Raw genomic sequence first — 14,294 nt, forward strand, 5'->3', positions numbered from 1 at the left:
CGCGAATCTAGCGTCATTCCTCCTCGTGGGGCGCACCCGCGAGGAGGGCATCGAGCAGGGCGATGGCGCCGGGCTTGTCGAGGGGATTGTTCTGGTTGCCGCACTTCGGCGACTGGATGCACGACGGGCACCCGCTCGCGCACTCGCAGCTCGCGATCGCCTCGCGGGTGGCTGAGAGCCACGCGAGCGCCGTCCGGAAGCCCCGCTCGGCGAAACCGGCGCCGCCCGGGTGGCCGTCGTACACGAAGACGGTGAGCAGGCCCGTGTCGGCGTGACGCGCGGTCGAGACCCCTCCGATGTCCCAGCGGTCGCACGTGGCGAAGAGGGGCAGGAGGCCGATCGAGCAGTGCTCGGCGGCGTGCGCCGCGCCCGGCACGTCGAGCAGCGGGACACCCGACTCGGTGACCACGTCGTCGGGGACCGTCCACCAGACCGCGCTCGTGCGCAGGGTCCGCTCGGGCAGGTCGAGCGGCTCCTCGGCGAGCACCTCCCCGCCGGGCTGGCGGCGCTTGAGGAAGGACACGACCCGGTGCGACACGTCGACCTCGCCGAGCGCGAGCTCGCAGCCACCCCACGACCGGCGCTCGTGGGTGGCCACGATGCTGATGTCGGTGGTCTCGCGCGCCGTGGTGCTGTACGCCGGCTCGTCGCGGCGCATCGTCGCCACGTGGTGCTCGAGATCGAGCTCCTCGACCAGCCAGGTCTCGCCCTGGTGGACGTAGACGGCGCCCGGGTGCGCCTGGTTGTGCGCGCCGCCGGCGTCGACCGTGCCGACCACGCGGCCGGTGCCGGCCTCGATGAGCTGCACCGGCGAGCCGCCCGCCGAGCGGATGTCGGCGAGGTCGGCCGCGCGGCCGGAGTCGGTCCAGAACCACCCGCGCGGGCGCCGCCGCAGGAGCCCGAGCCCGACGAGCTGGTCCAGGACCTCGCGCGCCGTCGGCCCGAAGAGCGGCAGGTCCACCTCGGTGAGGGGCGCCTCCTGCGCCGCCGCGCACAGGTGCGGGCCCATGACGTGCGGGTTCGACGGGTCGAAGACCGACGCCTCCACCGGCGCCCCGATCAGCATCTCGGGGTGGGTGACGAGGTAGGTGTCGAGCGGGTCGTCCTTGGCCACCAGCACGCCGAGCGCGTCCTGCGCACCGCGGCCGGCGCGCCCGACCTGCTGCCAGAAGGCAGCGCGGGTGCCGGGGAAGCCGGCGATCAGGACGGCGTCGAGGCCGCTGATGTCGATGCCGAGCTCGAGGGCGTTGGTGGCGGCGAGCCCGACGAGGTCGCCGCGCCTCAGCGCCGACTCCAGTGCCCGACGCTCCTCGGGGAGGTAGCCGCCGCGGTAGGCCGCGACCCGTCCCGGCAGCGACGGGTCGACCTCGGCGAGCAGCCCGGCCGCCGTCAGTGCCACCTGCTCGGCGCCGCGGCGCGATCGGATGAAGGCCAGGGTGCGCACGTCCTCGGCGACCAGGTCCGCCAGGAGGTCGGCGACCTCGGACGACGCGGCGCGCCGCACCGGGGCGCCGTTCTCACCGGCGTGCGAGGTGAAGGGCGGCTCCCACAGCAGCAGCGACACCGTGCCGCGCGGTGAGTCGTCACGGGTCAACGCGACGACGTCGAGCCCGGTCAGCCGCGCCGCGGTCACCTCCGGTTGCGCGACGGTGGCCGAGGCGAGCACGAAGGTCGGGTGCGCGCCGTACATCGCGCACACCCGTCGCAACCGCCGCAGCACGTGCGAGACGTGCGCGCCGAAGACCCCGCGGTAGTGGTGGCACTCGTCGACCACGACGTACGTCACCGACCCGAGCAGCCGCGCCCAGCGGTGGTGCGAGGGCAGCAACGACCGGTGCAGCATGTCGGGGTTCGTCAGGACGTACTCGGCGTGGTCGCGGGTCCAGTCCCGCTCCTCGCGCGAGCTGTCGCCGTCGTGCGCGGAGAGGCGTACGTCGAGGCGCAGCGACTCCAGGCCCGCGAGCTGGTCGTGCGCCAGCGCCTTCGTCGGCGCGAGGTAGAGCACCGAGGCGCCCCGCTCGCCGCGGGGACCACGGGCCGCGCGGATCGCGGAGAGCGCCGGCACCTGGTAGGCCAGCGACTTCCCGGACGCGGTTCCGGTGGCGACGATGACGTGGTCGCCGGCGTGGGCGGCGTCGGCGGCGACGACCTGGTGGCGCCACGGACGGGCCACGCCCTGGGCGGCGAACGCACCGCGTACGTCGTCGGGCACCCAGTCCGGCCAGTCCTCGTGGACCGCTTCCCGGGCGGGCAGCACCTCGAGGTGCTGAAGCCGTTCCTCGCGACCCGGCACCCCCGTGAGCCGTCGGACGAGCTCGTCGACCGGGGGCAGCGCGCGGAGTGGGGACTGGCTCACCCACGCAGTCTGGCAAACGCCTGGGACGGTGAGCGGTGGAGTGTGGCCCGTCCCCAAGTGCAGGGGAGTCCTGCGCAACCCTTGTGACTCGTGGTTTGATACGACCCGGAAAGAAAAAGGGGCACTCGCGTGCCCGCAGGCGCACTGTCCGAACGAGTTCGGGGACCGGGGAGCAGTCGTGGATCTCACCCTTGCTACGCGCGAGGTGGACGGCCGCGCCGTCGTGGCCGTCGGCGGGGAGATCGACGTCTACACCGCACCCAAGCTGCGCGACTGCATCACCGACCTCGTCGGCGCCGGCACCTACGACATCGTCATCGACCTCGAGGCCGTCGAGTTCCTCGACTCCACCGGCCTCGGCGTGCTCGTCGGGGGGCTGAAGAAGGTCCGCGCCCACGACGGCTCGCTCGACCTGGTCTGCACCCAGGAGCGCCTGCTCAAGATTTTCCGCATCACCGGCCTGGCGAAGGTCTTCGTCATCCACGACGCCGTCGGCGCGTCCGGCGCCTGACGCCGCCCCTGCGCTTGCACCTCCCCCTCCAAGCAGGTTCGGAGGGGTTTGTCGTGCTCCGGTCCAGTTGCGCAGTGTGGCGTAGGTCACGCCGCCACGTGATCTGGGTCACGTCTGCGTAGACTCCGGCGCGTTCGAGGTTGACGTATCAGTCCTAGGAGGACGCGCATGACGGGGATCCTGCCCGCGCTCGTGAAGCCGGAGCTCGAAGGCACCAACCTGGTCCTGGTCGTCGTCGTCGCCCTGATCGCGCTCGGCGCGCTCGGGATGGCCGCGATGTTCAGGTCGCAGGTGTTGGCCGCCGGCGAAGGCACCGACAGCATGAAGACCATCGCCCAGGCCGTGCAGGAAGGCGCCAACGCCTACCTGACCCGGCAGTTCCGGACCCTTGCCATCTTCGCGGCGATCGCGTTCTTCGCGCTGCTCGTGCTGCCGGCCGACGACATGACCGTGCGGATCTTCCGATCGGTGTTCTTCATCGTCGGCGCAGGCTTCTCGGCAGCCGTGGGCTATCTCGGGATGAACCTCGCGGTCCGCGCCAACCTGCGCGTCGCGGCAGCCGCCGAGTCCACCGGCCGCGAGCCGGCGATGACGATCGGCCTGCGCACCGGGGCGATGGTCGGCATGCTCACCGTGGGCCTCGGCCTGCTGGGCGCCAGCCTCGTCGTGCTGTTCTTCCAGGCCTCGGCGCCCGAGGTGCTCGAGGGCTTCGGCTTCGGCGCGGCGCTGCTCGCCATGTTCATGCGCGTCGGTGGCGGCATCTTCACCAAGGCCGCCGACGTCGGCGCCGACCTGGTCGGCAAGGTCGAGCAGGGCATCCCCGAGGACGACCCGCGCAACGCCGCGACCATCGCCGACAACGTGGGCGACAACGTCGGCGACTGCGCCGGCATGGCCGCCGACCTCTTCGAGTCGTACGCCGTCACGCTGGTCGCCGCGCTGATCCTCGGCTCGCAGGCCTTCGGAGACAAGGGCCTGGTGTTCCCGCTGCTGATCCCTGCCATCGGTGCCCTCACCGCGGTCGCGGGCGTCTACCTGACGAAGCCCAAGGCTGACGAGAACGGGCTGACGACGATCAACAAGTCGTTCTACATCTCCTCGGGCATCGCCGCGGTGGCGAGCGTCGTGCTGTCCTACCTCTACCTGCCGAGCAGCTTCTCGGAGTTCACGAACATCGCCGCCGACCTCACGAGCGCCGACGGTGACCCCCGCTTCATCGCCGCCTCCGCAGTGGTCATCGGCATCGTGATGTCGGCCGGCATCCTGGCCCTCACCGGCTACTACACCGGCACCGAGTACCGCCCGGTCAAGGACGTCGGCAAGACCTCGATCACCGGTCCTGCCACCGTCATCCTGTCCGGGCTGTCGGTCGGTTTCGAGTCGGCGGTCTACACGACCCTCGTCATCGGTGCCGCGGTCTTCGGTGCCTACCTCCTCGGAGGCGCGGCGCTCACGGTGTCGCTGTTCGCCGTGGCCCTGGCCGGCTGCGGCCTGCTGACCACCGTCGGCGTCATCGTCGCGATGGACACCTTCGGCCCGGTCTCCGACAACGCCCAGGGCATCGCCGAGATGTCGGGCGACGTCAGCCCCGCCGGCGCGCAGATCCTCACCGAGCTCGACGCGGTCGGCAACACCACCAAGGCCATCACCAAGGGCATCGCGATCGCGACGGCCGTGCTCGCCGCGACCGCGCTGTTCGGCTCGTACGCCACGTCGGTGTTCGAGTCGCTGGCCGAGGCCAACGTCGGCCTCGACGAGGCCTACCTGCTGGACTTCAGCGTCTTCAACCCGGCGGTCATCGTCGGCGTGCTGCTGGGTGCGGCCGTGGTGTTCCTCTTCTCCGGCCTCGCCATCAACGCGGTCGCCCGCGCTGCCGGCGCGGTCGTGATGGAGGTCCGCCGCCAGTTCCGCGAGATCCCCGGCATCATGGAGGGCACCGGTCGTCCGGAGTACGGCAAGGTCGTCGACATCGTCACCAAGGACTCGCTGCGCGAGCTCGTGACGCCCGGCATCCTGGCCGTCCTGGCGCCGATCGCCGTGGGCTTCGGCCTCGGTGCGACCGCCCTGGCCGGCTTCCTCGCCGGGGCCATCGGCACCGGCACCCTGATGGCTGTTTTCCTGGCCAACGCCGGTGGTGCGTGGGACAACGCCAAGAAGCTGGTCGAGGACGGCCACCACGGTGGCAAGGGCTCGGCCGCCCACGAGGCGACGATCATCGGTGACACCGTCGGTGACCCGTTCAAGGACACCGCCGGCCCGGCCATCAACCCGCTGATCAAGGTGATGAACCTCGTCTCGCTGCTCATCGCGAGCGCGGTCGTCTCCCTGAGCGTCGGCGACGACCAGAACGACGCGCTCCGCATCGTGATCGCGCTGGTCGCGGTCGCGTTCATCGCGGGCGCGGTGGTCGTGTCCAAGCGGCGCGAGGTGGTGATCTCCGACGACGGCGACAACGCCGGCTCGTCGTCGTTCACCCCGCACCCCGACCACGCCTGACGCGGCCGCGGCCCCTCGGTCGCGATCCCCGGGTACCCGGGGAAACTGGAGCCTCACCCCCGAAACTTCGGGGGTGAGGCTCCAGTCTTGATACGGAAGCCCCGGAGCGGAAGGCGATCGGGCCGCGGCGGTCTGGGAGGCTGGCGCCATGCCCGACGACCTGGACCTCGCTGCGCCGCTCCGTGAGGCGCTGCTCGCCGCCGACTTCACCTACGACCGGGTCGCCGAGGCGATCGGCGAGGACGCGCACCGCGCGCTCGGGCGCAACGAGACCCTCCCCGCGCTGCGGCGTACGTCGTCCGGCTCGGCGCTCGACACGCTGGTGCGGCTCTTCCTGCTGCAGTCCCCGGTCGACCGCGCCGATGCCGAGCGGACGCTTCCCGGCCTCGTCGACCGGCTCTGCAACGCCGGGCTCCTCCAGCAGAGCGTCGGCGAGGTCGCGGCACGGATGGACTGTCGGCCCTACGCGACCTCCGAGGTGGAGGAGGACCGCGACCTCTGGGTGGTCTCCGACCTGACCCCTGGGCTCGACGGCGCCCCGGTCGCTGTCGGCGCCGACCACGTGCTCGGCATCTCCAGCGCCTCGACGAGCCTGGCCCAGCTCACCATGCGCGAGCCCGTCGGTCGCGCCCTCGACCTCGGCACCGGCTGCGGCGTCCAGGCGCTCCACCTCGCCGCGCACGCGAACCACGTCGTCGCGACCGACGTCAACGCCCGTGCGCTGTGGATGACCCGCTTCAACGCCGCGCTGAACGACGTCTCCGTCGACGTGCGCGACGGGTCCTTCTTCGAGCCCGTCGCCGGCGAACGCTTCGACCTGATCGCCACGAACCCGCCCTTCGTGATCTCCCCGGCGACCGGCGAGCGGCTGGTCTACCGCGACTCCGGCCTGCCCGGCGACCGCGTCGTCGAGCACATCGTGCGCACGGGCCCCGACCACCTCGCGGAGGGAGGCTGGCTGCAGGTCCTGGCCAACTGGTCGATCGTCGACGGCCGCCCCTGGGACGAGCGCCTGGGCTCCTGGCTGCGCGCCGACTGTGACGCGCTCGTGGTGCAGCGCGAGACCCTCGACCCGGCGTCCTACGTCGAGCTGTGGCTCAAGGACAGCGGCCACCACGGCGGGCCGGACTACGCCCGTCGCTACGACACCTGGCTGTCGTGGCTGGAGGAGAGCGGCATCGAAGGCATCGGTTTCGGCTGGATCAACGTGCGCCTCGGAGCCGGGACCGCCGCTCGCCACGAGCTCCTCGAGTGGCCCTACGACGTCGAGCAGCCCATCGGTGCGGCGATCCACGACTGGGGCACGGCCGTGGAGGACCTGCGCGGCCTCACCGACGACGCGCTGATGGGCACCTCCCTGCGTGCCCGCGAGGACGTCCAGCAGGAGGCGGTCGGCCGTCCCGGAGCGGAGGACCCCGAGGCGATCGTGCTGCGCCAGCAGCGTGGCTTCCGCCGTGCTCGCACCGCCGACACCGTCGAGGCCGCCTTCCTCGGCGCGTGCGACGGCGACCTGGGCGTGGGCCAACTCCTCGGGGCGCTCGCCCAGCTCACCGACACCGACGCCGACCAGCTGCAGAGCACCTACCTCCCCGTCGTGCGCGAGCTCGTGAGCGAGGGCTTCCTGGAGGTCATCGGACCGGCGTGAGCGCTGCGTCGTCGCGCGCCTGCTCGGCCAGCGAGGTGTCGCGCAGCTCGACGAGGTCGCGGCGCACGGATGCCGCGAGCAGCTCGACCCGCCCGACCGCCAGCAGCGCCGGGGCGCCGCACGACCACGGCCGCGCACTGTCCCAGCCGAGGCGCCGCACGTGCCCGAGGACCTGGTTGCCGCACGCGTTGAGCGAGGACGTGCCGAGCAGGTCGGCGACCCGGACCTGGGTGATCGGCCCCTCCGGTCCGATGGCCGCGTTGGCCTTGCCGACGACCCACGCGACACCTCCCGCGAGCCGCGCAGGTGTCATCCGCTCGGCGAGCTCGGGCAGCCGGTCGCGGGCCAGGAGCAGGCACTCCCTCAGCGGCGCGGCCAGGTCGGCGGGCAGCAGCGTCTCGCGCAGGTCGCCCAGCAGCTCGTCGGCGACCAGCCACGCCTCGTCGGCGACGGGGTCGAGGTGGTCGCGCAGGCGCGGCAGCGCGACGGGGGAGCCGGTCATCGCCAGCAGCTCCTCGCGGCTGCCGGCCACGCAGTCCAGCCAGCGCAGCGCCTGCTCGTGTCGCGGCAGCGGCGGCGGGGCCTGGACCACCGGGGGTCGCAGGTCCTCGTCGTGGCGTCGCGCCACGTCGGCGTATGTGCTGTCCTCGACACGCTCGCTCCACGCGTCGACGAGCCGTCCGTCGACGAAGACGAGGTGGCTGAGCCGGCCGCCCTCGTGGAGCCGCTCCCGGGGCTCGGGCCAGAGCAGCGTGTCGTAGCGGTGGTCGTACATCGGTCCTCCTGGGTAGTGGGCGTGGGTCCACCGTGAGCACCGGTTCCGACACCGAGGGACCCTCGTCCACAGGTCGCTCCGGACGGGGTGTCATCCACAGGCCGAGGGTCCGAAAGTGGCCCGGGACGGGTCGCCGGAGCTCGCCCGGAGTGGCGAAGTCCGGATGTGGCGCTACCGTTGCGGCGCTGAGCAACATCGCAGCGCACACCTGAGGGAGCAACAGAAGTGGCAAAGCTCGTCATCGTCGAGTCCCCGGCCAAGGCCCGCACCATCGGCGGCTACCTGGGCGCGGACTACGTCGTCGAGTCCTCGATCGGGCACATCCGCGACCTGCCCAACAACGCCGCGGACACCCCGGCCAAGATCAAGGACAAGCCGTGGGGCCGCCTCGCGGTCGACGTCGACAACGGGTTCGAGCCCTACTACGTCGTGCCCCGCGACAAGAAGAGCCACATCGCGAAGCTGAAGAAGCTGGTGAAGGAGGCCGACGCCCTCTACCTCGCCACCGATGAGGACCGCGAGGGCGAGGCGATCGCCTGGCACCTCCTCGACGAGCTCAAGCCGCCGAAGGGCCTGCCGGTCCACCGGATGGTCTTCCACGAGATCACCAAGCCCGCGATCCTCGCCGCGGTCGAGAACCCGCGCCAGATCAACGACGACCTCGTCGAGGCCCAGGAGGCGCGCCGCATCCTGGACCGCCTCTACGGTTACGAGGTCTCCCCGGTGCTGTGGAAGAAGGTCATGTCCGGCCTCTCCGCCGGCCGCGTGCAGTCGGTGGCGACCCGCCTGGTGGTCGACCGCGAGCGCGAGCGGATGAAGTTCCGCGTCGCGTCCTACTGGGACCTCGACGCCACCTTCGACGCCGGCACCGGTCACGACCCTCGGATGTTCCCCGCCAAGCTCCACAGCGTCGACGACGTCCGCGTCGCCCGCGGCTCCGACTTCGACAACACCGGCGAGCTCAAGGGCAAGGCCGAGCGGGTCCACCTCAGCCGCGCCGACGCCGAGGCGCTGGCCTCGGGCCTCACCGAGACGTCGTACGACGTCCGCTCGGTCGAGTCCAAGCCCTACCGCCGCTCGCCGTACGCCCCCTTCCGCACCACCACGCTGCAGCAGGAGGCCAGCCGCAAGCTCGGCATGAGCGCGAGCGTGACGATGTCGGTCGCGCAGCGGCTCTACGAGAACGGCTTCATCACCTACATGCGTACGGACTCCACGACGCTGTCGGGAGCAGCCGTCGGTGCCGCTCGCGACCAGGTCCGCGAGCTCTACGGTGCCGAGTACCTCCCCGACTCGCCGCGCACCTACGCGTCCAAGGTCAAGAACGCCCAGGAGGCGCACGAGGCGATCCGCCCGGCCGGCGAGTCGTTCCGCACGCCCGCCCAGACGGGGCTGTCGGGCGAGCAGTTCCGTCTCTACGAGCTGATCTGGATGCGCACCGTCGCCTCGCAGATGAAGGACGCGGTCGGCAACTCGGTGACGATCCGCATCGGCGGCGCCGCGGCCGACGGACGCGACGTCGTCTTCAGCTCCAGCGGTCGCACGATCACCTTCCACGGCTTCCTCAAGGCCTACGTCGAGGACATCGACGACGCGTCCAAGCGCAAGGACGACGCCGAGACCCGCCTGCCCAACCTCACCAAGGGCGCCGCCGTCTCGGCCGCCACGTTGTCGCCCGAGGGCCACGAGACCAAGCCGCCGTCGCGCTACACCGAGGCGACGCTGATCAAGGAGCTCGAGGACCGTGAGATCGGCCGTCCGTCGACGTACGCCTCGATCATCGGCACCATCCTCAACCGCGGCTACGTCTACAAGAAGGGCACCGCGCTGGTGCCGGCGTGGCTGGCCTTCTCGGTGATCCGGCTGCTGGAGGAGCACTTCCCGCGCCAGGTGTCCTACGAGTTCACCGCCTCGATGGAGGACGTGCTCGACGAGATCGCGGGCGGTCGCAAGGACCGCGCCACCGAGCTCGGCGAGTTCTACTACGGCGCCGGCGAGGTGGTCGGGCTCAAGACGCTCGTCACCGACCTCGGCGAGATCGACGCCAAGGAGATGGCGACCTTCCCGATCGGCGAGGGCATCGACCTCCGCGTGGGTCGCTACGGCCCCTACGTCGAGGGCCCGGGCGAGGGCGAGGCCGGCGCGCCGGTGCGTGCGAACGTCCCCGACGACCTCCCGCCCGACGAGCTCACCGTGGCCAAGGCCAAGGAGCTGCTGGCCAACCCGGCCGGCGAGGAGCAGGTCGTCGGCAACCACCCCGAGACCGGGCTCCAGATCGTGGCGAAGAACGGTCGCTTCGGCCCCTACGTCACCGAGGTGCTGCCCGAGGACGCGCCGAAGAGCGCCAAGCCGCGCACCGGCTCGCTCTTCAAGTCGATGACCCTCGACACGGTCTCCCTCGAGGAGGCGGTCAAGCTCCTCGACCTGCCCCGCGTCGTCGGCACCGACGAGGACGGCACCGAGATCACCGCTCAGAACGGTCGCTACGGGCCCTACCTCAAGAAGGGCACCGACTCGCGCAGCCTCACCTCCGAGGACCAGATCTTCGGCATCACCCTCGACCAGGCCAAGGCGATCTACGCCCAGCCCAAGCAGCGCGGTCGCGGTGCGGCCACCCCGCCGCTGAAGGAGCTCGGCAACGACCCGGTCTCCGGGCAGCCGGTGATCGTGAAGGCGGGCCGCTTCGGCGAGTACGTCACCGACGGTGAGTACAACGCCACGCTCCGCAAGGACGACACCGTCGAGTCGCTCACCCTCGAGCGAGCGGCCGAGCTGCTCGCCGAGCGTCGCGAGCGCGGTCCGGCGAAGAAGGCGGCCAAGAAGGGCGCGAAGAAGGCACCGGCCAAGAAGACCGCCGCCAAGAAGACGCCGGCGAAGAAGACTGCTGCGAAGAAGACTGCTGCCAAGAAGACGACGAAGGCTGCGGCGAAGAAGTCCTGACCCGGACCTCCCGCAGACGCGCGGACATTGGTCTTCCGAGTCGTGCCTGCCACGCGGGGCGGCGCGGTCGTGGGCTCACCAATGCCTGCGCGTCTGCGGGTCTGGGCATCGGCGCCGCGGCGGGTGTGGGCGCCCGCCCGTAGGGTGTGCCACGTGAGCGCTGGCGTGGTGTCGGAGACCGGGCTCTTCGTCTGCTTCGAGGGCGGCGAGGGGGCCGGCAAGTCGACCCAGTCCCGGCTGCTCCACGACTGGCTGGTCGCGCGCGGCGAGACGGTGCTGCTCACCTTCGAGCCGGGCGACACCCCGGTCGGCAAGGAGCTGCGGCGGATCGTCCTCGACCCCGCCACCGGTGACCTGTCCGACCGCACGGAGGCGCTGCTCTACGCCGCCGACAAGGCCGAGCACGTCGACCACGTCGTGCTGCCCGCGCTGGAGCGCGGCGAGGTCGTCATCACCGACCGCTACGTCGACTCGACCCTGGCCTACCAGGGCGCGGGCCGGACGCTCGACGTCGCCGAGGTGGAGGCGGTCGCCCGCTGGGCCACCCACGACCTGCGCCCGCACCTGACCGTCGTCCTCGACCTCGCGCCGGAGGCCGGCCTGGGCCGCTTCGACGGGCGCGACCGGATCGAGGGCCAGTCGCTGGAGTTCCACGAGCGGGTCCGGCAGGGCTTCCTCGACCTCGCGGCCGCCGACCCCGACCACTACGTCGTCCTCGACGCCCGCGCCCCGGTCGAGGAGATCGCCGCCGCGATCCAGGAGCGCATCTCGCCCCTGCTGGGGACGCGATGAGCGTCTGGGACGACCTGGTCGGCCAGCGCGCCGTCCTCGACACGCTCCGCCACGCGGCCGCGGGTGAGGGGATGACCCACGCCTGGCTCTTCACCGGCCCGCCCGGCTCGGGCCGGTCCAACGTCGCGCGGGCCTTCGCCGCGGCGCTGCAGTGCGAGACCCGCACCGGGTGCGGTGAGTGCGAGCCGTGCCGTCTCGGCATCAGCGGCTCCCACCCCGACATCAAGTGGGTGCGCTCGGAGACGTCCGTGCTCTACGTCGACGACATGCGCGACCTCGTGCAGGCGGCGGCGAAGTTCCCGTCGGTGGGTCGCTGGCAGATCGTGGTCATCGAGGACGCCGACCGCCTCGGCACGCCCGAGAACCCGCGCACCGGCAACGCCCTCCTCAAGGCGATCGAGGAGCCCACGCCGCGCACGGTCTGGCTGCTGTGCGCGCCGACCCGCGCCGACGTGCTGCCCACGATCGCCTCGCGCTCGCGCCACGTCACCCTCGCCACCCCGACCGGGGAGCAGATCACCGACTTCCTCGTCCGCTCCGGGATCGACGCCACCGTCGCGTCGTTCGCCGCCCGCGCCAGCCAGGGCCACATCGGTCGCGCCCGCGCCCTCTGCGTCGACGAGGGCACCCGGAGCCGGCGCCGCGAGATCGTGTCGCTGCCCGCCCGGCTGACCGGCATCGGGAGCTGCATGACCGCGGCCACCCACCTCAACGAGCTGGCCAAGGTGGAGACCGAGGCGATCACCGCCGAGACCGAGCAGCGCGAGCTCAAGGACCTCCAGTCGATCTTCGGCAGCGAGCGCAAGGACCTCGCCAGCCGCTCCTACCGCGCGGCCCTCTCCTCGCTGGAGAAGCTGCAGAAGCAGAAGGCCAAGCGCCGCGTGCTCGACGTGATCGACCGGGCGCTGATGGACCTCGTCTCGGTCTACCGCGACGCGATCGCGCTGTCGATGGGCGCCCCGGGCATGCTGGTCAACGAGGAGCTGCGTGGCGACGTCGAGACCCTCGCACGTGCCGCGACGTCCGAGGAGCTGCTGCGCATGATCGACGCGATCTTCACCGCCCGCGAGCAGATGCTGGAGTTCAACGTGCCCCCACAGCTGGCCCTCGAGTCGATGATGGTCGCGCTGCGACTGCCGGCAGGTCGTCGGTGAAGCGGGTCGTCGCCGTGATCGCCGTGCTGGTCCTGGCGGTCACCACCTTCGCCGCCGTGGGTCTGGCGATCCGCGGTGCGCTGCCCGACGACAGCGGCCCGACCGCTCGCCCGACACCCTCGCCGACCACGCCACCGCCCGCGTCGGTCACCGAGGCGCCTGCGCCGGACCTCGCCGACCTCTACTCCCAGCGCATCGACTGGCAGCCGTGCGAGACCAACGACGAGCACGACTGCGGCCTCCTCACCGTGCCCGTCGACTACTCCGAGCCGCAGGGGGAGGCGATCGACCTCGCGCTGCTGCGCGTGCCCGCCAGCGGCGAGCGCGTCGGCTCGATGGTGGTGAACCCCGGCGGTCCCGGCGCCCGCGGGACGTCGTACGCCGCTGCTGCCGGTCAGGTCTTCCGCGAGCCACTGCTCCAGGGCTTCGACGTCGTCGGCTTCGACCCCCGCGGGGTGGGCCGCTCGGCGCCGGTCGACTGCCTCAGCGACGAGGCGCTCAACGCCTCCCTCGCCGGCGACCCGACCCCGGACACCCCCGAGGAGCAGGCCGCCTACCGGGAGGGCGTGCTGTCCTACGGCGACAAGTGCGTCGAGAACTCCGGCCCGGTCGTCGGGCACGTGACCACCACCGAGGCCGCGCGCGACATGGACGTGCTCCGCTCGGCGCTGGGGGAGGAGACGCTGACCTACTTCGGCGCGTCCTACGGCACCAAGCTCGGTGCGACCTACGCCGAGCTGTTCCCCGAGCAGGTCGGGCGGTTCGTGCTCGACGGCGCCGTCGACGTGGCGCTCGACCCGCAGTCTCTCTCGCTCGACCAGGCCGAGGGCTTCGAGACCGCGCTGCGCGCCTACGTGCAGAACTGCCTCGACTCCACCGACAACTGCTTCCTCGGCGACAGCGTCGAGGAGGGTCTTGCCACGATCAGCGGCCTGCTCGACACGATCGACGAGAAGCCGCTCCCGGCGGGCGAGCGAGAGCTGACGGTCGGCAACGCGTTCTACGGCATCATCACGCCGCTCTACAACCGCGACTACTGGTTCCTGCTCAGCACCGCGCTGGCATCGGCGCTGGAGGGCAAGGGGTCGGCGCTGATGCAGCTCGCCGACGCGTACGCCTCGCGCAACGCCGACGGCACCTATGTCGACAACTCGATCGAGGCCAACTACGCCATCAACTGCCTCGACGACCCCACGTCGGTGCCGTTCGGCAAGGTGCCGGCGCTGTTCGAGGTCTTCGAGGAGGCCTCGCCGACCTTCGGGCGGGTCTTCGCCTGGGGGATGACGAGCTGTCGCGGCATCGCGGTGACCTCGAGCGAGGAGCCGCTGACGATCCGCGGGGAGGGTGCGGCGCCGATCGTCGTGCTCGGCACCAGCCGCGACCCCGCGACGCCGCTCAAGTGGGCGCGCACCCTCGCCGGCCAGCTCGACTCCGGCGTGCTCGTCGAGCGCGACGGCGACGGCCACACCGCCTACAACGCCGGCAACGAGTGCATCGACACCCTTGTCGAGGACTACCTCCTGGCGGGCGACGTGCCGGCCGACGGCACGACCTGCTGAGCGGCTCTCTCGCCGGACCCCTCGAACGTCATACGGACCCGCACCCATGGGTGCAGGTCCGCATGA

Annotated in this window: 9 protein-coding genes; 7 read left to right on the forward strand and 2 right to left on the reverse strand. The window is 71.7% G+C overall.

From position 1 onward, the window contains the following. Positions 1–13 precede the first annotated feature (13 nt). Positions 14–2,356, reverse strand: a complete 2,343-nt coding sequence (gene sftH, locus K4G59_RS00945; RefSeq protein ID WP_308189318.1) for a DEAD/DEAH box helicase — start codon at positions 2,354–2,356, stop codon at positions 14–16. 178 nt (positions 2,357–2,534) lie between these two features. Between sftH and K4G59_RS00950 the strand changes: the two genes are divergently transcribed. The 3 genes from K4G59_RS00950 to K4G59_RS00960 all read left to right on the forward strand — a co-directional run bounded on the left by K4G59_RS00950 (position 2,535) and on the right by K4G59_RS00960 (position 7,008). Further along, positions 2,535–2,867 (forward strand): anti-sigma factor antagonist, encoded by a 333-nt coding sequence (locus tag K4G59_RS00950; protein ID WP_231248614.1) that lies wholly within the window; start codon positions 2,535–2,537, stop codon positions 2,865–2,867. A 168-nt stretch (positions 2,868–3,035) separates the two neighbouring features. After that, positions 3,036–5,363, forward strand: coding sequence for a sodium-translocating pyrophosphatase (locus K4G59_RS00955; RefSeq protein ID WP_231248615.1), 2,328 nt, complete (start codon positions 3,036–3,038; stop codon positions 5,361–5,363). Positions 5,364–5,511: 148 nt separating this feature from the next. Next, positions 5,512–7,008, forward strand: a complete 1,497-nt coding sequence (locus K4G59_RS00960) for a DUF7059 domain-containing protein (protein ID WP_231248616.1) — start codon at positions 5,512–5,514, stop codon at positions 7,006–7,008. On the opposite strand, the gene K4G59_RS00965 is transcribed toward K4G59_RS00960, so the two are convergent. Further along, the gene (locus K4G59_RS00965) at positions 6,992–7,783 is read right to left on the reverse strand and encodes a hypothetical protein (RefSeq protein ID WP_231248617.1); all 792 of its coding nucleotides are present in this window, start codon (positions 7,781–7,783) and stop codon (positions 6,992–6,994) included. The two genes, K4G59_RS00960 and K4G59_RS00965, sit on opposite strands and share 17 nt — an antisense overlap. A 225-nt stretch (positions 7,784–8,008) precedes the next feature. On the opposite strand from K4G59_RS00965, the gene topA reads away from it, so the two are divergent. The 4 genes from topA (at position 8,009) to K4G59_RS00985 (ending at position 14,228) form a co-directional block, all read left to right on the forward strand. Beyond that, entirely contained in the window at positions 8,009–10,723 is a 2,715-nt protein-coding gene (gene topA, locus K4G59_RS00970; protein ID WP_231248618.1) for a type I DNA topoisomerase, read from the forward strand. Positions 10,724–10,876: 153 nt separating this feature from the next. Further along, on the forward strand, positions 10,877–11,515 hold the full coding sequence (gene tmk, locus K4G59_RS00975) for a dTMP kinase (RefSeq protein WP_231248619.1): 639 nt from the start codon (positions 10,877–10,879) through the stop codon (positions 11,513–11,515). After that, positions 11,512–12,669 carry a DNA polymerase III subunit delta' gene (locus K4G59_RS00980; RefSeq protein WP_231248620.1) on the forward strand — a complete coding sequence of 386 codons (1,158 nt, stop codon included), beginning with the start codon at positions 11,512–11,514 and terminating at the stop codon, positions 12,667–12,669. The genes tmk and K4G59_RS00980 overlap by 4 nt, the downstream gene beginning before the upstream one ends. After that, the gene (locus K4G59_RS00985; protein WP_231248621.1) at positions 12,666–14,228 is read left to right on the forward strand and encodes an alpha/beta hydrolase; all 1,563 of its coding nucleotides are present in this window, start codon (positions 12,666–12,668) and stop codon (positions 14,226–14,228) included. The genes K4G59_RS00980 and K4G59_RS00985 overlap by 4 nt, the downstream gene beginning before the upstream one ends. The last annotated feature ends 66 nt before the right edge of the window (positions 14,229–14,294 follow it).

This window comes from Nocardioides furvisabuli (assembly GCF_021083185.1).
GTDB lineage: Bacteria > Actinomycetota > Actinomycetes > Propionibacteriales > Nocardioidaceae > Nocardioides > Nocardioides furvisabuli.